General features: G+C 47.5%; 18 protein-coding genes, 1 tRNA gene and 5 pseudogenes. 17 read left to right on the top strand and 7 right to left on the bottom strand.

All coding sequences use genetic code 11. From position 1 onward, the window contains the following. Positions 1 to 168: 168 nt before the first annotated feature. Positions 169 to 758: pseudogene (locus JCM16496_RS13325) on the bottom strand (queuosine precursor transporter). Positions 759 to 1,070: 312 nt separating this feature from the next. On the opposite strand from JCM16496_RS13325, the gene JCM16496_RS13320 reads away from it, so the two are divergent. Beyond that, positions 1,071 to 2,351, top strand: coding sequence for a DcaP family trimeric outer membrane transporter (locus JCM16496_RS13320; protein ID WP_025834872.1), 1,281 nt, complete (start codon positions 1,071 to 1,073; stop codon positions 2,349 to 2,351). Between the two features lie 80 nt (positions 2,352 to 2,431). On the opposite strand, the gene JCM16496_RS13315 is transcribed toward JCM16496_RS13320, so the two are convergent. Beyond that, complete coding sequence (locus JCM16496_RS13315) at positions 2,432 to 3,889, bottom strand: OmpP1/FadL family transporter (protein ID WP_025834870.1); 1,458 nt, start codon at positions 3,887 to 3,889, stop codon at positions 2,432 to 2,434. Between the two features lie 235 nt (positions 3,890 to 4,124). Here JCM16496_RS13315 and JCM16496_RS13310 point away from each other — a divergent pair, with 235 nt between their 5' ends. The 7 genes from JCM16496_RS13310 to JCM16496_RS13280 all read left to right on the top strand — a co-directional run bounded on the left by JCM16496_RS13310 (position 4,125) and on the right by JCM16496_RS13280 (position 9,344). Then, positions 4,125 to 5,126: a 2-hydroxyacid dehydrogenase gene (locus JCM16496_RS13310; protein ID WP_025834868.1), complete on the top strand. Its 1,002-nt coding sequence runs from the start codon at positions 4,125 to 4,127 to the stop codon at positions 5,124 to 5,126. Positions 5,127 to 5,225: 99 nt separating this feature from the next. Further along, complete coding sequence (locus JCM16496_RS13305; protein ID WP_025834866.1) at positions 5,226 to 5,930, top strand: pirin family protein; 705 nt, start codon at positions 5,226 to 5,228, stop codon at positions 5,928 to 5,930. Between the two features lie 82 nt (positions 5,931 to 6,012). Further along, complete coding sequence (locus JCM16496_RS13300) at positions 6,013 to 6,747, top strand: MBL fold metallo-hydrolase (protein WP_025834863.1); 735 nt, start codon at positions 6,013 to 6,015, stop codon at positions 6,745 to 6,747. 60 nt (positions 6,748 to 6,807) lie between these two features. After that, the gene (locus JCM16496_RS13295; protein WP_025834862.1) at positions 6,808 to 7,953 is read left to right on the top strand and encodes a DUF4468 domain-containing protein; all 1,146 of its coding nucleotides are present in this window, start codon (positions 6,808 to 6,810) and stop codon (positions 7,951 to 7,953) included. 64 nt (positions 7,954 to 8,017) lie between these two features. Beyond that, positions 8,018 to 8,395, top strand: a complete 378-nt coding sequence (locus JCM16496_RS13290; RefSeq protein WP_025834860.1) for a VOC family protein — start codon at positions 8,018 to 8,020, stop codon at positions 8,393 to 8,395. A 29-nt stretch (positions 8,396 to 8,424) separates the two neighbouring features. Then, positions 8,425 to 8,610 carry a hypothetical protein gene (locus tag JCM16496_RS13285; protein WP_008664928.1) on the top strand — a complete coding sequence of 62 codons (186 nt, stop codon included), beginning with the start codon at positions 8,425 to 8,427 and terminating at the stop codon, positions 8,608 to 8,610. After that, positions 8,607 to 9,344, top strand: a complete 738-nt coding sequence (locus JCM16496_RS13280; RefSeq protein ID WP_128809604.1) for a class I SAM-dependent methyltransferase — start codon at positions 8,607 to 8,609, stop codon at positions 9,342 to 9,344. The genes JCM16496_RS13285 and JCM16496_RS13280 overlap by 4 nt, the downstream gene beginning before the upstream one ends. Positions 9,345 to 9,408: 64 nt before the next feature. Here JCM16496_RS13280 and JCM16496_RS13275 read toward each other — a convergent pair whose 3' ends face one another. From JCM16496_RS13275 to feoB, 4 genes and pseudogenes are all read right to left on the bottom strand, one after another. Then, positions 9,409 to 9,897, bottom strand: coding sequence for a TlpA family protein disulfide reductase (locus JCM16496_RS13275; protein ID WP_487247155.1), 489 nt, complete (start codon positions 9,895 to 9,897; stop codon positions 9,409 to 9,411). 177 nt (positions 9,898 to 10,074) lie between these two features. After that, positions 10,075 to 10,146 (bottom strand) — tRNA-Cys (locus tag JCM16496_RS13270). Positions 10,147 to 10,215: 69 nt separating this feature from the next. After that, positions 10,216 to 10,431 (bottom strand): hypothetical protein, encoded by a 216-nt coding sequence (locus tag JCM16496_RS23890; protein ID WP_370293441.1) that lies wholly within the window; start codon positions 10,429 to 10,431, stop codon positions 10,216 to 10,218. Further along, a pseudogene (gene feoB / locus JCM16496_RS13265) lies at positions 10,431 to 12,900 on the bottom strand (ferrous iron transport protein B). Before feoB ends, JCM16496_RS23890 begins: the two are co-directional and overlap by 1 nt. Positions 12,901 to 13,315: 415 nt before the next feature. Between feoB and tilS the strand changes: the two are divergent. After that, positions 13,316 to 14,583: pseudogene (gene tilS, locus JCM16496_RS13260) on the top strand (tRNA lysidine(34) synthetase TilS). Positions 14,584 to 14,586: 3 nt separating this feature from the next. Here tilS and JCM16496_RS13255 read toward each other — a convergent pair. Beyond that, on the bottom strand, positions 14,587 to 15,420 hold the full coding sequence (locus JCM16496_RS13255; protein WP_025834852.1) for a 4Fe-4S binding protein: 834 nt from the start codon (positions 15,418 to 15,420) through the stop codon (positions 14,587 to 14,589). A 292-nt stretch (positions 15,421 to 15,712) separates the two neighbouring features. Between JCM16496_RS13255 and rho the strand changes: the two genes are divergently transcribed. The 8 genes and pseudogenes from rho (at position 15,713) to JCM16496_RS13220 (ending at position 26,668) form a co-directional block, all read left to right on the top strand. Next, positions 15,713 to 17,758, top strand: coding sequence for a transcription termination factor Rho (gene rho, locus JCM16496_RS13250; protein WP_025834850.1), 2,046 nt, complete (start codon positions 15,713 to 15,715; stop codon positions 17,756 to 17,758). A gap of 133 nt (positions 17,759 to 17,891) precedes the next feature. Next, positions 17,892 to 19,358 (top strand): sulfatase family protein, encoded by a 1,467-nt coding sequence (locus JCM16496_RS13245; protein ID WP_025834849.1) that lies wholly within the window; start codon positions 17,892 to 17,894, stop codon positions 19,356 to 19,358. A 150-nt stretch (positions 19,359 to 19,508) separates the two neighbouring features. Beyond that, complete coding sequence (locus JCM16496_RS13240; protein ID WP_128809607.1) at positions 19,509 to 21,311, top strand: ATP-binding protein; 1,803 nt, start codon at positions 19,509 to 19,511, stop codon at positions 21,309 to 21,311. Then, a complete protein-coding gene (locus tag JCM16496_RS13235; RefSeq protein ID WP_244440374.1) occupies positions 21,308 to 22,792 on the top strand; it encodes a tetratricopeptide repeat protein in 1,485 nt (494 codons plus the stop codon). The genes JCM16496_RS13240 and JCM16496_RS13235 overlap by 4 nt, the downstream gene beginning before the upstream one ends. Next, a complete protein-coding gene (locus JCM16496_RS23885; protein WP_244440375.1) occupies positions 22,680 to 23,270 on the top strand; it encodes a sensor histidine kinase in 591 nt (196 codons plus the stop codon). Before JCM16496_RS13235 ends, JCM16496_RS23885 begins: the two co-directional genes overlap by 113 nt. Positions 23,271 to 23,364: 94 nt before the next feature. Further along, the gene (gene ffh, locus JCM16496_RS13230) at positions 23,365 to 24,687 is read left to right on the top strand and encodes a signal recognition particle protein (protein ID WP_025834845.1); all 1,323 of its coding nucleotides are present in this window, start codon (positions 23,365 to 23,367) and stop codon (positions 24,685 to 24,687) included. A gap of 11 nt (positions 24,688 to 24,698) precedes the next feature. Continuing rightward, a pseudogene (gene folD / locus JCM16496_RS13225) lies at positions 24,699 to 25,579 on the top strand (bifunctional methylenetetrahydrofolate dehydrogenase/methenyltetrahydrofolate cyclohydrolase FolD). A 7-nt stretch (positions 25,580 to 25,586) separates the two neighbouring features. Then, positions 25,587 to 26,668: pseudogene (locus tag JCM16496_RS13220) on the top strand (CapA family protein). Positions 26,669 to 26,672: the final 4 nt, after the last annotated feature.

The raw sequence follows: 26,672 nt of genomic DNA, 5'->3' as shown, positions 1-26,672 counted from the left end.
TTCACCACAGATTACACAGATTTGCACAGATAAGCATTTTTGATTATCAACAGATTAAGCTCATTCTGTGTTAATCCGTGTAATCTGTGGTGAATTCTGACACGCCTCGCATTGCTAATTATTTGTTTGACATAATAACTGATTTCCCCTCACTACGGGTAAGGGGCTTTAAATATCGCCTATTTTCCATACTTTATAGGAGATGCCTTCATCATAGACATCACTACCGTCTATCCGCTTAATAGCTTTTACCACACGGATAGTCACAGGCAGTATCAATACCTCGTACATGGACTTCAGCAGAATCTGGATACACATCATCACCAGCAACTCCCGCCATGCAATGATTCCTCCGAATGCTACCGGAAAGAAAATCAACGAGTCTGCCGTCTCACCAACCACCGTCGACCAAATGGCACGTGCGGAGAAATTACGCCCGTTGCTTGCCAGTTTCATGCGGCTCATTACGTAGCATTCAGAAAAGAGCCCACCAAGAATGCCGTCAGACTGGCTATGACAATACGGGGCGCCATTCCAAAAACGAAATTGAAATGCGCGGCACCATCCCAGAAAGGGGCGGCAGGCAACGCCACGGCTATCAGTCCCAGCATTACCACAAAAAAGTTCATGGCAAAACCGCTCCAGATAATCAGGCGGGCTTTACGAAAGCCCCAAACCTCGGCTATGCAATCGTTGATAATATAAGAAATCGGGAAGACCAGCAATCCGGCTGTTACGGTAATACCAAAAACCTGGATAACTTTAGTCTCAAGAAGATTGGCTGCAATCAGGCATACATTGAACAGAATGCCCAGCAACATAAAAGGTACAGATACTTTTTGTTTCATACTCCTGTTTTTTACGTGGTGTTCTAGAATACACGACCGCTATTCACGGCATCATACATTTTAAATTTAACGATTTGCTACTTATACCTCATTATACAAAGACACAATATTCGATGTTTTTGTAATCGTTAAATCGGGCGCAAATATACGCTTTCTTCTGCTCACTCCAAAACCATTTTGAAATTAAGTTGTTGAAAGCACATTCATCAAAACCTAACTTAAATGAAAACAATCTTAAAAGCAATGTTTCTGTTGTGCGTAGCTGGACTTCCCTTGTCCACTATCCATGCACAAAAAAAAGAGATTATCGATGACGAAGCCCCAAACGGCATTGTCATAGTTACCATCGACAAAGCGGGCGACGAAATTATCCGCATCATGAATGAGTCACAATTGCCTTACATCCATGACCCGAAAGCTCCCCGCTTCTTATTGATGGACAAACAAGGCAAATTCGCCCTGGGTATCGGAGGGTATGTCCGTGCCACCAGCGAGTATGATTTTGGAGGTATTGTGGATGACATCGACTTTGTTCCTGCCAACATTCCAAGCAGTAGTAAAATCAAAAATCAATTTCAGATGGATGCCAGTACGGCTACTATCTTTCTGAAATTGGTCGGACACACCCGGCTATTGGGTGACTTCACAGTCTATACTGCTGGAAATTTCCGTGGTGGAGACAAGACATTCCAACTGCGCAATGCCTATCTTTCATTCCGCAATATAACAATAGGATACAATTATGGCGGTTTCATGGACTTAGGCGCCCTCCCTTCTACCATTGACTTTCAGGGTCCCAACGGCGCTACATTCTACCGCGCCACACAATTGTCATATACTTATAAAGGGCTGAAAGACTTTCGCTTCAAAGCTTCCATCGAGGCGCCTGCCGTTGACGGCACTACAAACAGCCAATTCGAGATTGCCCAGCAACGCATGCCGGACTTCACGGCTTCGGCACAATACAGCTGGAACAGCAGCAGTCATCTGCGTGTAGGAGGTATCATCCGCAGCATGACATATACCAGTGTGGAGAGGGATAAGGCATCCAGTGTCACCGGATACGGTGTACAAGCCTCAACGACCTTCAACCTCGGTAAAAAATGGCAGGCATTCGGGCAAGTCAACTATGGTAAAGGTATCGGGCAATACCTGAACGATATCAGTAATCTGAACGTCGATATTGTCCCCAATCCCGAAAAGGAGGGCAAAATGCAGGCATTGCCCATGCTGGGCTGGTATGCAGGTCTGCAATATAACATTTCTCCAAAGATATTCCTTTCAAGCACTTACAGCATGTCCCGCCTTTACTCTGAAGACGGTTATCCCAACGACCTGCCAAGTACCTACCGCTACGGGCAGTATTTCGTAGCCAACGTATTCTGGAACGTAACCCCGAACATGCAGGTAGGCGCTGAATATTTGCGTGGCTGGCGAACCAACTTCGACAATTCCACCAACCATGCCAACCGTATGAACCTGCTTGTACAGTATTCTTTCTAATCCAATATAAAATAAGAAAGAAGCCGCCTCAAATCGATATTTGAGACGGCTTCTTAATATATAAAGGTAGGATTGTGAAATCAGAACTTATAGTTTACGCTGACACCAAATACCTTGTTGGTACGGCTATACACATCCTTGTCCACCACATTTGCAGTATTGCCACTTGCAAGGCCACGAGGATTATTCTTTGTATAATCGCTGTAAGTAGTCCAGAAGTACGCCACATCCAGGCTCAACGCTTTGCTAAGGTTGATGCGACCACCGAAACCTACCGAATAAGAATCACAAGAGAAGCTGGTGTCCGACTGGAAGTCATCACTCAATCCGTAATCAGTCTTCTGATAACCTCCACTGATTGTAAGCAATTTGTTAATATCCCACTCCGCACCAATCAAATACTCGTGCGTACCGTGCGTCAATGCCTTCTGTTTGCCATCTGCCATACCGGCATTCTTGTCATCAAAGAAGTGATACTCTACCGAAGCACGCAGAGAAGGAAGAATCTCATAGCCTGCAGCCACCGACAACATAGAAGGAATGTCGCTCGGTGTATTCACACCGTTCACAAAAGGAGCCATATAAGCTTCGGCTCCCGACGGATAGGTTAATTCGTGCGTATCATTCTCAATGTTCATGTTTGCCTTGAACTCATATTTCGCAGCCAGATTCAGCTTGCCGAACTTGGCATCCACTCCGATAATAGGGGTCAGTCCCCAACCGGTTTGGTCACAATCCAACTCAATCTTCGAGTCATCCAGCTTTTGCATCATAGGAGCTGATATTTCCGCAGCCTTTGCCATTGCCTGCTCTTGGGTAAGTCCTGCCTGCATCAATTTCTGTACAATGGCACCGCCTATCTGCTCGGCCACACCATTATTCAGCCCCACATTGAGGAAACCCTTGTAACCACCAGTAAAATAATTCATGCGCACACCGGCAAACACAGCAAAGTGTTCATTTATCTTATAGCTTAATCCCAACTGGAAACCATAAATAAACTGACGGCCTTCCATAGCAGAATTAATGGTATATTTATCCGGAGTCACAGCATAACCAAAGTTTGTAGCCAGTGCTTCCGTTTCTTTTGTCACGAGTCCGATAGCTGCAGCATCAAACATCGGCAATCCCCGGTTGAAAGAGGCTTTTCCACCGCCGCCTACCACAGCAAAGCTACCAGAGAATGCCCAGTCGCCTTTCTTATATACAGCATGTATGGAAGGGATGACAGGAGCGGAAGCCTTTCCTTCATAATAGCGGGTAGTATTCTGCCCATCCATAGTCCATAAGGGACTGGTTGCAGCAATGTCACGCGTCTGATAAGCACTTTGAATGGTAAGGGCTACCTGAAAGCCATCTTTGGGAAGAAATGCCAAACCGGCAGGATTACTGTAAACGCCGTCAACATCAATGGAAGCACCACGTGCAATCATACGCAAGAAAGCAGCATTCTGATTTGTATTAGTCAAATAATCCCCTGCAAAAGTTGGAATTGAAACGATTAGCATCGCAATGCTAATCAACGAAAATTTTCTCATCTAAATCTTTTTTAATTGTTTTCGGGCGCAAAGGTACAATAATATTGCACATGAAAAAAGATTTTTGTGCATAAAGTTATCCTAATATAATACTTTAATTGAAATACCCAATAGTTTCTGATGAAACAAATGGAAATAATTATCATTTTATGAATCCTTCCGGCCACTGAACCATATCAACTTTCCACTTGTTATCTCTTTATAATTATGTAACATTTAAAAAACAACAAATCCCATGGCATACACTATTGCATTTTTTGGCAGCAAACCTTATGATGAAGCGTCTTTCAACGAAAAGAACAAGGAATATAGTTTTGAGCTCCGCTACTATAAAGGGCATCTCAACAAGCACAACGTTATTTTAACCCAAGGCGTAGATGCAGTCTGTATCTTCGTGAACGACACGGCCGATGCCGAAGTTATCCGTCTGATGGCGGACAACGGCGTGAAATTATTGGCGTTGCGCTGCGCCGGCTACAACAATGTAGATTTGAAAGCGGCTGCCGACTGTGGCATTACCGTAGTGCGCGTCCCCGCCTATTCCCCTTATGCCGTGGCAGAGTATACCGTTGCCTTGATGTTATCCCTCAACCGTAAAATTCCACGCGCCACCTGGCGGACACGGGATGGAAACTTCTCGCTGCACGGACTTCTGGGCTTCGATATGTACGGAAAGACAGCAGGCATCATCGGTACGGGAAAAATTGCCAAGAAACTGATATGTATCCTGCGCGGATTCGGCATGAATATCCTTGCCTACGACCTCTATCCCGACTATAATTTCGCCCGTGAACATCAAGTGGTATATACCAGCCTGGATGAGCTTTATCACAATTCGGATATCATCTCCCTGCACTGCCCGCTGACTGAGCAGACCAAATATCTCATCAACGACTATTCCATCAGTAAAATGAAGGACGGAGTAATGATTATCAATACCGGACGTGGACAACTCATCCATACCAACGCCCTAATTGAAGGACTGAAAAACAAGAAAATCGGCTCTGCCGGCCTGGATGTGTACGAAGAGGAAAGCGAATACTTCTATGAAGACCAATCGGACAAAATCATTGATGACGATACCCTGGCGCGGCTACTGTCCTTCAATAATGTCATCGTCACTTCGCACCAGGCATTTTTCACACGCGAGGCACTGGCAAACATTGCTTCGACAACGTTGCAGAACATCAAAGACTTCATGAACCATAAACTACTGGAGAACGAGGTCATGGCATAGTCCCCACTCATTTATAAATTCTTAGACATCGGTTTTTAAACTTTATAGCTTTCCAAAGCGTTACTAGTACATAAACCATTTTAAGAAAAGGAATAAATTATGAAAAAAGTTATAGACAAATCAGACAGCAGAGGTCATTCCCTATATGATTGGCTTGATAGCCACCACACCTTCAGTTTCGACGAGTATTACAATCCCCGTCGGATGAATTTCGGCGCCTTGCGTGTACTGAACGACGACCGTGTGGCTCCGGGAAAAGGCTTCGGCACACATCCTCATAAAAATATGGAAATCATCTCCATTCCCCTGAAAGGGAAACTGAAACATGGGGACAGTCATCAGAACAGCCGCGTCATCACTCCGGGAGATATACAGACCATGAGCGCCGGCACCGGCATCTACCACAGCGAAATGAACGGCAGTGACACTGAAGCGGTAGAATTCCTGCAAATCTGGGTGATGCCCGAAAAGCTGAACACACCACCCGCATACCAGGACTTCGACGTACGTCCACTCCTGCGCAAAAATGAAATGGCACTAATAGTATCCCCTGACGGCGATGCTCCTGCCAGACTGTTACAACAGACCTGGTTCTCTATCGGTGAAATAGAATCCGGAAAGAAGATTGACTACCACATGCACCAATCGCATTCCGGTGTATACATCTTCGTAATGGAAGGTGAAGTCAAAGTGGACGGCACAATACTCTCACGTCGTGACGGAATGGGAGTGTACGAAACCAGCAGTTTTGAGCTGGAAACATTGAAAGACTCTCACATTCTCTTCATAGAAGTACCGATGTAGCGTGCTTTTACATAAAATAACAGCTTAAACCGGAAGTTTGTGTAGCGTTTTTTGTAATATTGCGCTATAATTCAATCCGTAAATGAAACTTGATTACATCTACCATAGCGGCTTCGCGATTGAAGCGGACGGAGTGACGGTCATTATCGATTACTATAAAGATTCCTCGGAAGAGTTTTTCAATAAAGGTATCGTGCACGACTATCTCTTGGAAAAGCCGGGCGTACTCTACGTACTATGCTCGCATTTCCATCCCGACCATTTCAATCGCGAAGTTCTTTCATGGAAAAAACTGCGGCCCGATATCCGCTACATATTCTCCAAAGACATCCTAAAGCACCGCCGCGCCTCAGCGGAAGATGCCACCTACATCAATAAGGGCGACACCTACGAAGACGAACATATCCGTATCCGGGCCTTCGGTTCCACCGATGTGGGTATCTCCTTCCTGATAGACCTGCAGGGCAGGCGGCTGTTCCATGCCGGTGACCTGAACAATTGGCACTGGAGCGAGGAATCTACCCCGCAGGAAATACGCAAGGCCGAAGGTGACTTTCTGGCCGAAGTGAGAGCTCTGCAGCAAACTGCACCTGCCATAGATGTAGCCATGTTTCCGGTGGACAGCCGTATCGGAAAAGATTATATGCGTGGAGCAGAACAATTCGTGGAACGAATAAAAATCACTATATTTGTACCGATGCACTTCAGTGAAGATTATCAGGGAGGCAACGCCTTCCGGCAGTTTGCCGAAGCAAAAGGATGCCGTTTCTTCAGCATCACACACCGGGGCGAAAGTTTCGAACTTCCCACCCCCTAACTTATAACTCGTAACTTGTAGTCCGTAATTCGTAAATTAATAATTAAAACACATACTATTATGAAAAATTTGACACAACTTCTTTTTACACTGTTTTGCCTTTGTCTGCCGACCATGCTGCAGGCGCAGGATAGGGACGACAGTAAATATTTGGCCGGTGCCGTTCCCGAGGTGGACGGTAAAGTGGTATTCACCAAAGAATTCAGTATCCCCGGCATGTCTCAAGATGAAATCTACGAACGTCTGCTCGGCTGGATGAATGCCCGTCTGAAAGAGAATGAAAATACCAGCCGTGTAGTATTCTCAGACAAAGAGAAAGGACAGATTGTAGGTATCGGGGATGAATGGATTGTATTCAGTTCTACGGCTCTGTCATTAGACCGTACCAAAATCCTTTACCAGCTGACTGTGACCTGCCAACCCGAAAAGAGCGTGCTCGAAGTAGAGAAGATACGGTTTAACTACCGCGAAGGAAAAGAAAAATATACCGCCGAAGAGTGGATTGTAGACAAGTATGCCTTAAACAAGGCGAAGACCAAACTGGTACGCGGACTTGCCAAGTGGCGCAGAAAAACCGTAGACTTTGTTGATGACCTTTGCCTGGGAGCAGCAGAAGCATTGAGCGCCACCACTGCCAAAGCTCCGGTAGAAAAAAAGAAGGAAGAAAAGAAAGAGGTGAAGGCTGTCGTCAATTCCGGTCCGACGGTAATCACCCCGAAGAAACAAGTTACCGTAGAACCCGCCCAGGCTGCTGAAAAGGCATCCGAAGGCGTCGTGGAAAATGCCCAAGTCATTGAAGTGCCCCAAGTCAAGAAACCTGCCGCACTGGTTCCTGCCCAAAAGAGCCAGCAGCAAGAATATAAGACCATAGCCCCCGAGCAATTGTCAGCCGATGCCATCCAGACCGGAGCAGGCAAATTGGTTATCGTCATCGGCCAAGAGCCTTTCAACATGACCATGATGACAGCAAACTCCGGAGGTTCTTTGGGTAAAGTCAACGGCAAACCAGTTGTATTCAGCATACTGTCGCCCGACCAACCGTATGAACAAATGGAAAAAGCAGAAAGCTATACCATCCGTTTCTATCCTACGGGACAGACAGAGCCTACGGTTATTCTGGAATGTAAGAAGCTGCCCTCACCGGCAACGATGGAGGGTATGCCACGCACGTATGTAGGCGAAATTCTGAAAGCAATGGTCAAATGACCGCACACGCAGACTGTAAATGGTAAATAATCAAATCAGAAATAATCAAATCAGAAATAAACAAATGGAAATAAAAAGTAAATTCGACCATTTTAATATCAATGTCACCAACCTGGAACGCAGCATCGCATTCTACGAAAAGGCACTGGGGCTGAAAGAACATCATAGGAAAGAGTCGTCCGACGGCTCTTTCACCCTGGTCTATCTGACTGACGGCAGTACCGGTTTCCTGCTGGAACTGACCTGCTTGAAAGAGCACCCACAAGCCTACGAATTAGGAGAGAACGAGAGTCACCTCTGCTTCCGCGTATCCGGCGATTACGACGCCATACGCCAATACCATAAGGAAAACGGATGGGTATGTTTCGAAAACACAGCAATGGGACTGTACTTTATCAATGACCCGGATGACTATTGGATTGAGGTACTGCCGGAGAAATGATATTTTACATCACTAAAACAACGAAATATATGAGTATAGAAGAAGCGATGATGGGTGGTATTGTCTTCAAAGGCAAAAAGGACAAACCTAAAGAAGAAAACAAGATAAAGACCAAAGCCAAGAAGAAAACCTACATTACCGGGCAACACGGTTCCGCCTCAGCCAAAATGAAAGCAGAAATCCGCCGCAAACGCGCTAACAGACATAAGAAATGATTAATACAGCCTTATTGCCTGCCGACAAGGACCCGATGGGCGCAGCCATAGCCGATTACTTCAAACGGCATAAAGCCGACCGCCTACGCGTGTTCTCTTCACAATTCGATGAGGACGAAATTCCCGTCGAAGAGCTATTCCGCACAGAAAAGCAAATGCCCTTGCTGGAGCGTACTGCTCTGCAAATGGCAACCGGAAGGATTCTGGATGTGGGCGCCGGCAGCGGTTGCCATAGCCTTGCCCTGCAAGAAGCCGGAAAAGAGGTCCATGCCATTGACATTTCCCCGCTTTCCGTGGAAGTGATGAAGCTGCGAGGTGTGCGTAGCGTGTCACAAACCAATTTGTTCAATGAACAGTTTGCCGATGAATACGACACTATCCTGATGCTGATGAACGGTTCCGGCATTATCGGAAAGTTGGAGAATCTGCCTGATTTTTTCCGGAAGATGAAGCTGCTGCTCCGACCTGGAGGTTGCGTTTTAATGGATTCCAGCAACCTGAGCTATCTGTTCGAAGAGGAAGATGGCAGTATTGTTATCGACCTTGCCGGCGATTACTACGGAGAGGTAGATTTCCAGATGCAATACAGGAATGTCAAAGGCGACTCCTTTGACTGGCTCTACATCGACTTCCAAACCCTGAGCCTTTATGCTGCCGAAAACGGCTTTACAGCAGAACTGGTGAAAGAGGGTACACATTATGACTATCTTGCCAAACTATCCCGACAAGCATAAAAAGAAGAGGATGTGTCGAAACTGGGTTCGACACACCCCTTTCTTTTTATACTTCTCATTCCGACTATTCAGCCAGCATTCCGTCAATCTCCTTCACCAAAGAAGCAAATTCTTCAGGGTTATACAAACGTGTCAGCTTCACAATACGCCCTTCCTTATCAATCAGGACATTGCGCGTGATGCCTGCCTTGCGGAGCGCATACTTCGCAAATATATCCGCTCCCGGGTCCAGACCCAAAGGATAGGTCACTCCGGTTGACTTACCAAAAGCAATCACTTTCTCCAATGGCTCGTCACGGTCGATGCCAATCAGCATAAAATCCGGATTCGACTTATGTTTCAGCCAAATATCCTTCTCAATGAAAGGCATCTCCTTACGGCATACCCCACACCAACTCGCGGTAAACTGCAACATGACCACCTTCCCACGAAGTTCCGAAAGGGTAATGCTTTTCCCATCCGTCAGCTTCACTGTAAAATCAGGAGCCATCTCCCCTACCTTAACGATGTAGCCGGTACTGTCCGCCACTACATCCTGCGCCTTGCCTGCCATGCTGCACATAGCAAACAGACAGAAAATCAGAAATCCAACTTTTTTCATTTTATTCAATCTTTAATAAGTAAGCTGTAACTATTCAGCGAATGATATTTTATAGAAGGGGTAAACAATTCCCTACAACAAAAAACTCCGAAACACTTTAAAAAAGCAGTTTCGGAGTTTTATTCTTCGAGGTACCTGGCAGATTCGAACTGCCGTACACGGTTTTGCAGACCGCTGACTAAGCCACTCATCCAAGGTACCGGTTCTTACAAGAACTCTTTATTTCTCGTTTGCGGATGCAAAGGTAGCACTTTTTTTTGAAACTACCAACTATCCGCAACAACTTTTCTTCTTTTTTTTCGTCACTCCACTGCACTCCGCACGCTTCTTATCATACAAATTCTTTAGTTCACAGCCACTTGCACAACTATCACACGGATTACCATTTTCTTTGACCCGATGAAAAAAAGAATAAATACTCATGCCAATCCGCACAGCGCAGAGCAACAACAATAAGGCTACTACCCACTCCTGCCAACTATTCATCATAAAAACAGACCTCCTATCTGATAAATTGCAAAAGACATCAGCCAGGCCAGCGCAGTAGTATAAAGCCCCGCAAACACGGTCCACTTCCAACTGCCCGACTCACCTTTAATGGCTGCCAACGTGGCAATGCACGGAAAATAAATCAGCACAAACACCATGTAGCCGAAAGCCACCAGGGGCGTTATCAGAATGCGTTCGCCCAAGCTTACGACATCTGCCTCGGCATCGTCGGCATAAAGCACTCCGAGTGTGCTTACCACCAGTTCCTTGGCGCCCACGCCGGAAAGGATGCCGATGCCCAGCTTCCAGTCGAATCCCAACGGTTCGATGACCGGTTCTATGGCTTTACCAATCCGGCCGATGTAGGAATTCTCCTGCTGTTCCGTCACACTTTCATATTCATCGTGGTTGGGATAATATCCCAATGCCCAGATAACGATGGATGCCACCATAATGATGCCTCCCATCTTGCGGAGATACTGCGCCCCCTTCTCCCACGTATGGCGGAAGATGGCCTTGGACGTCGGCATACGATAAGGCGGCAGCTCCATGACAAACGGCGTATCGTCCCCTTTCACCAGGAAACGGCAGAAAAGGCGTGCCATGACCACTGCCAACAGAATGCCGATGGCATAGATTACTAACAGCACAAAGCTCGCATTGTTCGGGAAGAAGGCGCCTACCAGCAATAAATAGATAGGCAGACGGGCGCTGCACGACATCAGCGGGTTGATGAGCATCGTCACCAGACGGCTCTTGCGGTTCTCGATGGTACGCGAAGCCATGATGGCGGGCACATTACACCCAAAGCCCATAATCAGCGGAATGAAGGACTTTCCATGCAAACCCATCTTATGCATAATCTTATCCATGATGAAAGCAGCACGTGCCATATAGCCCGAGTCCTCCATCAAGGAAATGAAGAAATAGAGCAACAGAATATTCGGCAGGAATACAATGACGCTCCCACACCACCGACAATACCATCCACCAGAAGGTCCTTCAGCGGTCCTTCGGACATGTTGTTGCGTATCAGGTCGCCCAATTCGCCTACCAGCCATTCAATCCCCTGCATAGGATAGTCGCCCAGCACAAAGGTGCCTTCGAACATCAGATAAAGGAAAAGAAAGAAAATGGGATAACCCCATACACGGTGAGTAACGATTGAGTCTATGATTTGAGTGGTGTGCGACGTATCTTGATGATTGTCCACATAGGTCTCACGCAGGGCACCGGCTATAAACCATACTTGGCATCGGTGATGGCCTGCTCGCTCTCCTCGTTCACCACCTCGGCAATCCGTGCCTCTTCCCGGTCGCGGACGGCAAGAATTTCCTTTCCGTTGGGCAGCTCCTCCACAATCTTTTGCAAGTCTTCGTCGTTCTCCAGCAGCTTGATGGCAAGGAAACGCGTGGAATATTTGTGGCGGATGTTCTCATTGACGCTGATGACGCGCTTCACCTCCTCAATGCTACGTTCCAGCTCGGGACCGTGATTGATATGGATATGGCGGAAAAAGCCGCGCGACCGCTCCACCTCTTCTTTATGGCTTCCGAAGTCATGGTCGGGCACATACTCCTGATGCCAACTGCGAAGGTCATTCAATATCTCGCTGCGCATCCTGCCCTTATGGTCGAGGAAATCGCCGCCTTCGTAAATATTGATAATCACATGGAACAGCTGTTCGATGCCTTTTCCGCTACGGCTGACCGTAGGCAACATCGGCACTCCGAACAACTGGCTGAGCTTTACATAATCCAGCGTGTTTCCACTGGCTTCCAGCTCATCGTACATGTTCAGTGCAATCACCATACGCACGTTCATATCAATCAGCTGGGTGGTGAGATAGAGATTGCGTTCCAGGTTGGAAGAGTCCACAACATTGATAATGATATCCGGCGTTTCATTGATGATGTGCCGGCGGACATAGATTTCTTCGGGAGAGTAGGCAGAGAGGGAATAGGTTCCGGGAAGGTCGACAATACGGAAATGGTAGCCCTGGAAGTCAAAATACCCCTCCTTAGCATCTACCGTAACGCCACTGTAATTGCCCACATGCTCGTGCGAGCCGGAAGCGATGTTGAAAAGAGAAGTTTTACCACAGTTGGGATTTCCCACCAAAGCCACATTTATGGTGCGGCGTTTGCCGAGGGCCAGTTGCTTCAGCTCATCTTCGCCCAGATGCATGTTTTCGCCCAGCCCCTTGTGGTAATCGGGCTGCACAGCCTGCTCCTTAGCTTCCTGCTCACTGATAATCTCTATCATCTCAGCCTCTTGCCGACGAAGAGAAATCTCATATCCCATTACTTTATATTTGATAGGGTCACGTAGCGGAGCATTCAGCAAGACCTCCACTGTTTTACCTTTAACAAATCCCATTTCCACAATCCGTTTGCGGAAACCGCCGTGTCCCAGCACTTTTACGATTACACCTTTTTCACCGGTATTCAATTCGGACAAACGCATAGTCTTTCTGCCTTTCTTTTCTATTTTGGGGCAAAGATAACACTTATGGCTACAAGGTACAAATAATTTAGAATGTTTTTAAATAAGCAAACACTGTTCTTTTATTTAAAGAGCCGTGATAAGAGAAAAGATGGAACCACCATTCAGTTCCTAAAAGAGACACTAAACAATAATACCCAGAAGGCAGAACACTATTTCCAGAGATACTAAATCGTAATTTTACCACAGCTTTGTTCTTTTTCTTACCACAGCTGTGGTAAGAAAAGAACAAAGCTGTGGTATGCATAAAACACCACTGTAGTAAGATTAGCTTTTAGCAAATACGACCTTAGTCGATAGAGATTCTGAAAATAGATACTTGCAGATATGGCAATAAAAATCGTTTCACTATCTTTGCACCACTCTATAGTTGAATATGCAGAAGGTAGTACAATACATCGAGCGCCACAAGCTCTTCTCGCCGAACGACAAGATACTTGTGGCACTGAGCGGCGGGGCGGACTCCGTGGCGTTGCTGCGCCTGCTCCTCAGCCTGGGATACACATGCGAAGCCGCCCATTGCAACTTCCATCTGCGCGGAGCGGAATCCGACCGCGACGAGCACTTTGTACGCCAGCTCTGCCTGGAGCACCGGGTGACGCTGCACACCGTCCACTTCAACACGGAGCAGGAAGCAAAAGAACGGCATATCTCCATCGAAATGGCTGCAAGGGAATTGCGCTACGCGTGGTTCGAAAAAACAAGGGAAGCATGCAATGCGACTGTCATTGCCGTCGCCCACCATCAGGATGACAGTGTGGAGACATTGCTGCTCAATCTGATTCGCGGTACCGGCATCAACGGATTGCGGGGCATACGCCCCCGAAACGGACATATAGTCCGCCCCTTGCTCTGCCTGGACAGAAAGGAAATCGTCGGTTATCTGGAAAGTATCGCGCAATCCTACGTGACGGACAGCACCAATCTGCAGGACGAATATACCCGCAACAAAATACGCTTGAACCTGCTTCCCATGATGCAGGAGATAAACCCCTCCGTCAAGGAAAGCATCCTCAAAACGGCAGAGCATCTGGACGATGCTGCTCTATATATAATATAGGTATAGAAGAAGCCAAACTGCGGGTCAAGACACCGGAAGGCATAAGTATCGGCGCCCTGAGGCAAGAAGCGGCACCGGAAACGGTCTTATTTGAAATTCTGCATCCGCTTGGATTCAACGCCGCACAAGTAAGGGACATCTGCCGGACATTGGACGGACAGCCCGGCAAAGTCTTTGCCACCCCCGGCTGGCGTGTCATCAAAGACCGCGGCTCGTTGTTGATAGAGCCCGTACAAGAAGCCGTAAAGCCCTTATTGAAGATAAAAGAACATCCCTATACACCGGATTTCACGATTCCACGCGACAAAGCCACCGCCTGCTTTGATGCCGACAAACTCCAGCATCCCCTCTCACTACGCCTTTGCAGGCAGGGAGACAGCTTCGTGCCCTTCGGCATGAAAGGCCGGAAGAAGGTAAGCGACTACCTGACCGACCGCAAGTTCTCCCTTCTGCGCAAAGAACAGCAATGGGTGCTTTGCTGCGGAGATGACATCATCTGGCTGGTGGGAGAACGGGCGGACAACCGTTTCAGGATAGACGAAAAAACCCGGAAAGTGCTGGTTGTATCAACCATCGGCCAGTAGCCATCACAGAATAATTCTGTCCTCCTTCTGTTTCTTGAAGCAATCGGAAAGCAATACGGCAAACGGCGTGTCATACGTGCGCGCCTTCTGCGGACAGCCTTTCACACAAGCACAACACTTGATGCATTTCTCTGCAACCGTATTACACTCGTCTCCTTTTATAATGGCTCCTGCAGGACAATGCTTCACGCAATATCCGCAATGCGTACAACGTTCCGCATCCACTTGCGGAGTGCGGGGCATAGGCACCCCACTCTTACGCAACTTGACGACTCTGCGCAAAAAGCGGAGCAACGGGAAGAAAGGCTGGCGCGGACGCTGGATACGGGTCACATCCACCCCATACAGTTTCTCCATATCTTCGGCCGCCGCAATTTTAGCACGTATCTTTTCACCAAAAAGCTTTGCATACTCCAAGTCGTCCGCATCCGGACGTCCGGATGCCACCGGATATTTCTCACTGCTATAAGAGTGCTCGCCTACAAACGTAGCGCCTGCAATTACCTTGAAGCCCAACTTCGTGACAAAAGCATCCAATTCCACCAAAGCCTTCTCATAGGCCCGGTTGCCGTAAACCACCACAACCACGGCTGGTGCACCGTCAGCATGAAGCTCCTTCATTCGCTCCAATGCCAAAGGAGCCACATGACCGCCATATACGGGCACCGTGATGACCGCCAAAGCATGGGAAGGCACCTCCCTTTTACCCGCCGCCTCCAAGGTGAGGTCCACTTTGGAGACAGACGAAATTCCCGTTCCGTGAACAATTGCCTCTCCCACTTGTTTAGAGGTACAAGTAGGTGAAAAAGTTATCAACTGTACTTCATCTATATTCATAAACCAATCCTTCATGTTGTTGTTAATACAGCAAAGATAAAGTTTTAAATTTAAAAAAAAGATGATTTGTTTATGAAACCAAAAATATTTATTACCTTTGCACCGTTGAAACATTCTGCGACTTCTTGCTGTGGCGAGAATTGTTTATCAGATTTCCGGTTCAATAATAAATATCCCATATAAATCATATATCACAAGGTAAACTTGCCCAAGTTGCTTCCTACAACAACTGCAACTGTGCACTTATGCCTTTCAATAAAAGTAAATTTTAAACCATTCACATATATACTGTATGTATAACATCATTCAACTGAACGACAAAAATTTGTCGGAACTACAAACTATTGCCCAAGAACTGGGTATAAAAAAAACAGACTCACTCAAAAAAGAAGAACTTGTTTACAAGATACTTGACGAACAAGCTATCGCAGGCGCTACCAAGAAAGTTGCCGCCGACAAGCTGAAGGAAGAGCGTAAAGGGGAAAAGCAAAAACGCTCGCGCGTCACTGTCAAGACCGTAAAAAAGGAAGGTGCCGACAAAGTGTTCTCAGCCAATAAAAACGGAGACCTCACCAAAGCCAAAACAGAGGAAGCACCGGCTGCGAAAGAACAATCCAAAACTGTGGAAGCACCCCAAGAACCGACCATAGAAGCTGCAACGCCGGCGCCAGCCAAAGAAGCCGCCGCACCCAAACGCAAACCGGGACGCCCCCGCAAGGTAAAGGAAGAGACTGCCGCACCCCAAGCAACGGAACCCCCGAAGGTTGCCGAACCGGAATTGAACTTCGAGGCTAAAGCTCCGAAAACAGAACCTCAGGCAGAGGCAGAAGCCAAAGCAGAAAAGAATATCGTACCGGACGAAAGCCCTATCCTGGCCGAAGCGACAGATGACTTCATCCCCATTGAAGACCTCCCTACGGAAAAGATAGAGTTGCCATCCGAACTTATCGGCAAATTCGAAGCGACCAAAGCGGAAACTCCCGCCACTCCCACTCCTGCCGCTGCCCCAGCCGAACCGCAACAGCCACAACGCCCGCGCCTCCGCGCCCGCGACAACAACAACCCATACAATAACAACAACAATAACAACCGCAACGGTGGCTATAACCAACAGCGCCCCGTGCAGCAGCGCCCTGTACAACCGTATAACAACGGAGAGAACTATCCCGCCGCTCCGGAACGCAAACCCGTAATAGAACGCGAGAAGGCGTACGAATTCGACGACATCCTCACCGGAACCGGTGTACTGGAAATCATGCAGGATGGTTACGGCTTCCTCCGTTCCTCCGATTACAACTATTTGTCCTCACCGGACGATATTTACGTATCACAATCACAAATCAAATTGTTCGGCCTAAAAACCGGTGATGTGGTAGAAGGCGTAATCCGTCCCCCGAAAGAAGGCGAAAAGTACTTCCCGCTGGTAAAAGTATCCAAAATAAACGGACGTGACCCGGCTTTCGTACGCGACCGCGTACCGTTCGAGCACCTCACCCCCCTCTTCCCGGACGAGAAGTTCAAGCTTTGCAAAGGCGGATACTCCGACTCTATGTCTGCCCGTGTCGTAGACTTGTTTGCCCCCATCGGCAAAGGTCAGCGTGCCTTGATTGTGGCACAGCCCAAAACCGGTAAGACCATCTTGATGAAAGACATTGCCAACGCCATTGCCGCCAATCATCCGGAAGTCTACATGATTATGCTGCTCATCGACGAACGCCCGGAGGAAGTTACCGACATGGCTCGTACCGTCAATGCGGAAGTAATCGCCTCTACCTTCGACGAACCGGCAGAACGCCACGTGAAGATTGCCGGCATCGTCCTTGAAAAAGCAAAACGCATGGTGGAATGCGGACACGATGTTGTCATCTTCCTCGACTCCATCACCCGCTTGGCACGTGCCTACAACACCGTATCCCCGGCTTCCGGCAAAGTGCTTTCCGGTGGTGTGGATGCCAACGCATTGCATAAGCCCAAACGCTTCTTCGGTGCAGCACGTAACATCGAGGGCGGCGGTTCACTGACCATCCTTGCCACTGCCTTGATTGACACCGGCTCGAAGATGGACGAGGTTATCTTCGAAGAATTCAAGGGTACAGGTAATATGGAATTGCAGCTCGACCGCAACTTGTCCAACAAGCGTATCTTCCCGGCTGTCAATATCGTTGCCTCCAGCACCCGCCGCGACGACCTGCTGCAAGACAAGCAGACACTGGACCGCATGTGGATTCTCCGCAAGTACCTTGCCGACATGAATCCGATAGAAGCCATGGACTTCGTAAAAGACCGTCTGGAGAAGACCAAAGACAACGACGAATTCCTGATGAGCATGAACAGTTAACAACAACTGCATACAGATATTGTACAAAAGCTTCCATTTATGTTCATAAACGTAGGTGGAAGCTTTTTTTATATCCGTTTTTTCATACATTTGCCACCATACAATAACCTTGAACAAATAAAATCCAAATCTGATGAAAACGATTCACTCTTTTATGGGAATGGCATTGTGCAGCTTTCCGGTGATGGCACAGCAATCGCCCAATTTTCTTATTATCCAATGCGACCATTTGACCCAGCGGGTAGTAGGCGCATACGGTGCCGACCCCAGTTGCACTCCGCCTATAGACCGAATTGCCTCCCAAGGTGTAACATTTGCCAACGCATACGTGGGATGCCCCCTCAGCCAACCGTCACGCGCCGCCTTATGGAGCGGACTGATGCCACATCAAACCAATGTACGTTCCAACTCGGCCGAGCACATCAATCCTCCGCTACCCGACAGCATTCCGACCCTGGGAAGCCTCTTCACCGCCAACGGTTATGAGGCCGTCCACTTTGGCAAAACCCATGACATGGGTTCCCTAAGGGGATTCCGCCACAAGGAACCGGTTGCCAAGCCCTTCACCGACCCCGAATTTCCCGTCAACAATGACAGCTTTCTGGATGTAGGAACCTGCGAGGATGCCGTGGCCTATCTCAGCAATCCGCCGCAAGAACCTTTCATCTGCATAGCCGATTTCCAAAACCCGCACAATATCTGCGGATATGTAGGCGAAAATAAAGGGGAGCACATAGATAGCCCCATCAGTACCCCACTCCCGCTACTACCCGAAAACTTTGAAGTGGAAAACTGGGAAAAACTTCCGTTGCCCATTCAGTACATCTGCTGCAGCCACCGGAGGATGATGCAAGCCGCCCACTGGAACGAGGACAATTACCGGCACTACGTCGCCGCCTTCCAGCATTACACGCGGATAGTGGCCAGACAGATAGAGAGTGTACTGGAAGCCCTCTACTCCACTCCCGCCGGCAAAAATACCATTGTCATTGTACTGGCAGACCACGGAGACGGAATGGGGTCACACCGCATGGTAACCAAGCAAGTCAGCTTTTACGAAGAAATGACAAATGTGCCCTTCATCATAGCCGGTCCCGGCATTCATCCCCGTCAAAAGCCGGTGGAAGATTTACTGACCCAACCCACTATCGACCTGCTGCCCACTCTCTGTGAATTGGCAGGCATTCCGGTGCCTTCCTCCAAGCCCGGCATCAGCCTTGCCCCTTTCCTGAAAGGCGAGCAGCAAAAGAGACAGCACCCCTATGTAGCCTCCGAATGGCACAGTGAATACGAAGTGACCGTCAGCCCGGGACGGATGATACGCAGTCCCAGATACAAATACACACACTATCTGGAAGGCAACGGGGAAGAACTGTATGATATGCTGAAGGATAAAGGAGAAAGACGAAACCTTGCCCATGACCCCAAATACTCAAAGATTCTGGCCGAGCATCGGGCACTGCTGGACAACTACATCCGCCGCACACAGGACGACTACCGAAGCCTGAAAGTTGAAGCCGACAAGAGATGGCGCAGCCACGCACCAGGATATCCCAACCACGAGGGACCCTGCGCCAGAGACGTCATCAATAGGAAATAAGCACAAAGAGCTAAAAAAGAGCGGAATAATTCATTTATTCCGCTCTTTTTTAATTATTTTTGCAGGATATTAAATGATTTCTTTCACCAAAAAGAAAATAAGTTGAAAAAAAACAAAGCAAACATACTGTTATTGTTTTTATTATTTGGAATGTACACCCGGACTTTTTCTTCGGAAAATGCAAAAGACAGTGTGCTTCACCTTGTGGAAACCCTGATGGACAACAATCTGGGCTATTCGCAAGAAATGAGAGCCAACGATATTATCCAATGGGAAGACACAATGGTATCCGCCTTCCGGGAAAAGCAAGATTACAGACATATGTTCCTGATGAAGCAGATGGCAGTATATGCCTATTCCTTCCAGGGACAGATTACCGAAGCTCTGAAAAGATCCAACGCCATGATGGCGCAAGCCCGGAAAATGAACTACGAAACCGGAATTGCCTTGTCCTTCTTTGCGCTGGGAGACACTTACCTCAATGCCGGCATGGGCCCCGAAGCTATAGAAGAGTATGAAAAGGCTTTCCACATACTGGACCGGACACCCGGTTCCGAACTCCTGCAGGAAAGAGTATTCATCCAGCTAGTCCCCACACTCATCCAACATGGAAGAACGGACGAAGCGATGGAATATCTGGAAAAGATGAGCCGCATCTATGAAGAGGGCAAACTGAACCCATTCCTTCTGTATGCCTATCGAGCGTATTACAACCTGCGGACCGGCAATTCTGAAAAAACCGGCAAGTACCTTGCCGACGCAGAACAAGCCAATAGCAACAATCCATCCGTTTTTCATGCCTTCATCCTGAAATATATCCAGGCAGAGTATGCCAAAGAGACGCAGGACTATGAACGGGCCATCCGGCTATATACAGAGCTGACAAGCAACATCAACAGCCTGAACCTATACAATAATTATCTGCAGATAAAAAAAGCGACTGCCAATATATATACGGAACTGGGACGAAAGAGGGAGGCATGCGAAGTATACCAAACAATCAATACTGCCCGCGATTCCATCAATGCGCACAATTACACTTCCCAAATCAATCTGTTGCGGACTATATACCAAGTAGACCGGCTTGAAGTAGACAACCAGAAACAATGGAACCGAATATTGCTTTACCTCATTGCAGGGGGAATCCTCATCTTGACGGTATTCATCGTATTCGTCATACATATAAGACGGGAAAACAGACGGCTCGCCACTTCAAAACAGAAGCTGAACGAGGCAAGGGCAAATGCGGAAAAATCCATCCGTACCAAGAGTGTGTTTCTGTCCAATATGAGTCACGAAATACGGACACCACTGAATGCGCTGTCCGGTTTTTCATCCATCTTAACCGATAGCAATATAGACAACAGTATCCGCCAGCAATGCAACGATATTATCCAACAGAACTCAGACTTGCTTTTAAAACTGATTGACGATGTTGTAGATTTATCCAGCCTGGAAAGGGGGAAAATGCAATTCCACATGGGAAACCATGAGGCCGTTTCCCTTTGCCGGAATGTCATTGATACTGTAGAGAAAATTAAACAGACGGCCGCCACCGTCACCTTCCGGACCACCCTGGATAAATTGGAGCTCCATACAGACGAAGCACGCCTGCAGCAGCTCCTCATCAACCTGCTTATCAACGCTACCAAATTCACTCCTGAAGGAAGCATTACCCTCTCACTGGAGATGCAGCAGGATACCGCTCTGTTTGCCGTGACCGACACCGGATGCGGCATTGCTCCCGAAAAGCAGGCCACCATCTTCAACCGGTTCGAGAAACTCGACGAGAATGTCCAGGGTAGCGGGCTCGGGCTCTCCATCTGCCAATTGATTGTAGAACATTTCGGAGGTAAAATATGGATTGACAGTGAATATAGAAACGGCTCCCGCTTCATATTCACCCACCCCATCCGCCCCGTTCCGCACAAAGAAAAGGAGGACAGATTATGAAAAAAATGATATGCATCCTACTTTTTTGCCTGCAAACCTTGGCCGGACTGGCAGACAATACTCCAAAATCCGTTGTAGACAGCTTGCTGACACAACTGGAAACACTGCCTCACGATACTACCCGGCTGGAACTTCTGCAAAAGCTGGCACTTGCCTCACAAAATTCTTCACGCTCGCTTGAGTTTGCCGACCGGTTCTTCAAAGAGGCCCAACAACAGAAAGACGACTATTATATCTGCAATGCAGCCTACTTCCATGTCCTTCATTACTACAACAATGAAGGAGAACAAGACAGTGTTGCCAAATGGGTCAACTTAATAAAACCCATTGCCCAGGACATCAAGTACTGGAAAATTTATTTCAACTCACAAAGGCTACTCATCAATATCTACATATACAATCACCAGTATGAATATGCCTTCAACGAAGCTACCCTCATGCTAGAGAAAGCCCGGAAGACCCAAAGTGTCAATGGCGAATCTGCTGCATACCAGTGTTTAGCCACCGTTTACCATCAGACGAACCGCTGGAAAGAAGAAGAAAAAATCCTGAAGAAAGCATACGCATTGCTACCACAAATCACATATTCCGGCTCACAGATAAACATACTGTTTCAACTCGTCAACTTCTGCAAGTTCCGGAAAAACTATGCAGACATGAAAACATATCTCGACAATATAAGAACTGTGCTGGAAGAAATGATAAGCAAAAATCCGGAAATGCTTGAAAGCTTCTTCGACCAATATCTGTATCTGGAAATATATTACACCTATTTGTACTTAGAAACCAATGAGCCGGAACAAGCCAAAGTTCATTATGAAAAAGGGCAGACATACGTCACCACGGATACCTTTCTTCCCTATCTGGTCAGCTACCAGAATCTGACCATAGATTATTGCCTTTATACAAAAGAGTATGATACAGCTCTTGCGACGGTAGACAGCACCCTACATCTTGTAAGAAAATATGAGTTCAGCGAAGCGGACTATGCCAAAGAATTGAGATACAAAGCCGACATACTGAAAAGTATGGAACGGTACTCCGAAGCCCTGCCACTCTATAAAAGGGTAAACCAGATACAGGATTCCATATATATTGCCGTCTCAAACCGACAACTGGAAGAAATAAAAGACAGCTACCACCTGAACCAGCTTTTACTGGAACAAGGGCAACTAAGAAGCTATATACAAACCATCATCCTGGCTGTGGTAAGTGTTATACTGATTTTATGCATTTTTTACATACTGCATATCAGCCGTTTGAGAAAAGAGTTGCGCCTATCGGAAAAAAGAGACCAAAGAGGCGACTCTCCAAACGGAAGAAGCCAACGAGATGAAAGGCCGTTTCCTATCGAACATGAGCCATGCCATCCGGGTACCCCTCAACAGTGTAGTCGGCTTTTCACAACTTATGGCCTCCCCTGTAGAGATAGAGGAAGCAACACGTCAGGAATACTCCAATATCATTCAGCAAAACACTGAAAAACTGATGTTATTGGTCAATAATGTATTGGACCTATCGCGTCTGGAAGCGGATATGATGAAATTCCAACTGATGGATGCTGATATCGTACAACTTTGCAATGATGCCATAGGCGCTGTCCGTATGCAGCATCCGAATATAAAAGTCCATTTTCAGAACAATGTGGAACAATGCATCCTACACACCGACTGTAACCGGATAATGCAAATGATTATCAGCACCCTGGCCGGCAGTTCCACAGCTTCCCAAGAAAAACAAGAAATTCATTTCAGCCTCGACAAAAAAGGGGATATACTATATTTCAAGGTAGCAAACAGCCCATTGGCCGACAAGAAACACACGAGCCAGGAAACCTCCATACGCCACGACATCAACCGATTGCTGCTGAAACATTTTGGAGGCACTTATCAGATTATAACGGATGATACAACCGCCCCTACCGTTCTTTTCACTTATCCCGCTGCAAGTCTTCAATAATATTCTGCTCCAAAAGAAGGCAGTTAAAGGGATTTTTTGTACTTTTGCGCCTCAATAAGAGTAATTTGTAATTTAGTAATTGTAATTAGATACTATGTTCGATAATTTAAGCGAGAGACTTGAAAGGTCGTTTAAAATTTTGAAAGGTGAGGGCAAAATCACCGAAATCAATGTTGCGGAAACCCTGAAAGACGTACGTAAGGCACTTTTGGATGCCGACGTGAACTATAAGGTAGCCAAAAACTTCACCGATACCGTTAAGGAAAAAGCCTTGGGACAAAACGTGCTGACAGCCGTTAAGCCCAGCCAGCTGATGGTAAAAATCGTGCACGATGAACTGACCCAGCTCATGGGCGGCGAGACTTCTGAAATAAAACTCGACTCCAAGCCTGCCATTATCCTAATGTCCGGTTTGCAAGGCTCCGGTAAAACAACTTTCTCCGGAAAGCTGGCCCGCATGCTGAAGAGCAAGAAGAACAAAAAGCCGTTATTGGTGGCTTGTGACGTGTACCGTCCTGCCGCTATCGAGCAGTTGCGTGTACTGGCCGAACAGATTGACGTACCGATGTACTCTGAACCGGACAGCAAGAATCCGGTAGCCATTGCCCAAAATGCCATCCAAGAAGCCAAAGCCAAAGGTTACGACCTTGTAATTGTCGATACAGCCGGTCGTCTGGCAGTGGATGAGGAGATGATGAACGAGATTGCCGCCATCAAGAAGGCTATCAATCCGGACGAGATTCTGTTCGTAGTGGATTCAATGACCGGTCAGGATGCAGTAAACACCGCTAAGGAATTCAACGAACGGCTCGACTTCAATGGTGTAGTATTGACCAAGCTGGATGGTGACACCCGCGGTGGTGCCGCCCTTTCTATCCGTTCGGTGGTAAACAAGCCCATCAAGTTTGTAGGTACCGGTGAAAAGCTGGATGCCATCGACCAATTCCATCCCTCACGTATGGCCGACCGTATCCTCGGTATGGGCGACATCGTATCTTTGGTGGAACGTGCGCAGGAACAATATGACGAGGAAGAAGCCAAACGCCTGCAAAAGAAGATTGCCAAGAACCAGTTCGACTTCAACGACTTCCTGAGCCAGATTCAGCAAATCAAGAAAATGGGTAACTTGAAGGAACTTGCCTCCATGATACCGGGCGTAGGCAAAGCCATCAAGGATATAGACATTGACGACAATGCCTTCAAGAGCATTGAAGCCATCATTTACTCCATGACTCCGGAAGAACGCAGCAATCCGGCCATTCTGAACGGTTCACGCCGCCAGCGCATTGCCAAAGGTAGCGGTACGAATATTCAGGAAGTGAACCGCCTGCTGAAACAGTTTGACCAGACCCGCAAGATGATGAAGATGGTCACTGGCAGCAAGATGGGCAAGATGATGCCGAAATTAAAAAGATAAGATAATAGCCTATGACACTGATTGATGGAAAAGCAATTTCAGAGCAAGTAAAGCAAGAGATTGCAGCAGAAGTAGCCGAGATAGTGGCTCGTGGGGGTAAACGCCCGCATCTGGCCGCCATTCTTGTAGGACACGATGGAGGTAGCGAAACCTACGTTGCCGCCAAAGTAAAAGCATGCGAAGTTTGCGGATTCAAGTCCTCCCTTATCCGTTACGAGGCAGACGTTACTGAAGAGGAGCTACTTGCCAAAGTACGCGAATTGAATGAGGATGCAGATGTGGACGGTTTCATTGTACAACTTCCCTTGCCCAAACATATCTCCGAGCAAAAGGTGATTGAAACCATCGACTACCGTAAGGATGTGGACGGTTTCCATCCCATCAATGTGGGACGGATGTCCATTGGTCTTCCCTGCTATGTATCCGCTACCCCCAACGGTATCCTTGAACTGCTGAAGCGCTATCAGATAGAAACTTCAGGCAAGAAATGCGTGGTATTGGGACGCAGTAACATTGTCGGCAAACCCATGGCTGCTTGATGATGCAGAAAGCCTATCCCGGTGATGCCACAGTAACCGTATGCCACAGCCGCAGCAAAGACCTGGTAAAGGAATGCCAGGAAGCGGACATCATCATTGCTGCATTGGGACAACCGAACTTTGTTAAGGCTGAAATGGTCAAGGAAGGTGCTGTCGTTATTGATGTAGGCACTACCCGTGTGCCCGATGCCTCCAAGAAATCCGGATTCAAGTTGACCGGTGATGTGAAATTCGATGAAGTAGCTTCTAAATGTTCATTCATTACCCCCGTACCGGGAGGCGTAGGTCCGATGACCATCGTTTCCCTTATGAAAAATACATTGCTCGCCGGCAAGAAAGCAATCTACCAATAACAAGGTAATGAAAACGCTCGCCGTCTTCATGGCTGTCCTGCTGTATAGCGTAACCCTTTCCTCCCAGGAAAGGATTACGCTATTATTTGTCGGTGACCTGATGCAGCACCAGGCACAAATAGACGCAGCACATGTATCTGAAGGAAAATATGACTACTCCTCCTGCTTCTCCCTCATAAAAGAGCAAATATCCCAGGCAGACCTCGCCATAGGAAACCTGGAAGTCACATTGGGAGGCAAGCCCTATCGGGGCTATCCGATGTTCAGTGCCCCCGATGAATATCTTCAGGCCATAAAGGACGCCGGATTCGATATTTTACTGACAGCCAACAACCATTGTCTGGACCGTGGAAAAAAGGGAATGGAGCGTACCATACAATTGCTTGACTCCTCCGGTATCCGTCACGCAGGCACCTACAAGAATCTGTCGGAGCGCAGGCAACGCTATCCTCTGTTCATCAACAGAAACGGCTTTCGCATTGCCCTGCTCAACTATACTTACGGCACCAATGGCATCAAGGCTGTCACTCCCAATATCGTGAACTATATCGACAAGGACATCATCCTGCAAGATATCCAAAGTGCCAAGCACGCCAACCGGATGCCATTATTGCCTGCATGCATTGGGGAGAGGAATATCAGTCCCTTCCCAACCGTGAGCAACGCGAGCTGGCCAACTGGTTGCTCCAACAAGGCGTAACACATATTATCGGTTCGCACCCTCACGTCATTCAACCGATGGAACTACGTACCAACGGTACCGGACAGCACATCATAGTCTACTCCTTGGGAAACTTCATTTCCAATATGAGCAAGGCCAACACTGACGGCGGCCTCATCTTCATTTTGCAGCTGGAGAAACATCCTCTGCCTTTTCCACACTGCCGTGTTTCCTATTGTGGATATGATTTGATCTGGACCGGCCGGCCGAAACTTACTAAAGAAAAAAATTATATTCTTTATCCCGCCGGTTTTCCTGCGGAACATTTAACGCCGGAAGCTCGTAAACACCTGGATATCTTCGTCAAAAGCTCTCGAAAGCTGCTCCAGCAGCACAATATAGATATCTACGAGAAGAAAAAATCCTAAAGTC

Source organism: Bacteroides rodentium JCM 16496 (assembly GCF_000614125.1).
GTDB classification, from domain to species: domain Bacteria; phylum Bacteroidota; class Bacteroidia; order Bacteroidales; family Bacteroidaceae; genus Bacteroides; species Bacteroides rodentium.
Note: the sequence above shows the minus strand (reverse complement) of the source record. Positions and strands in the feature narration are given on the sequence as shown.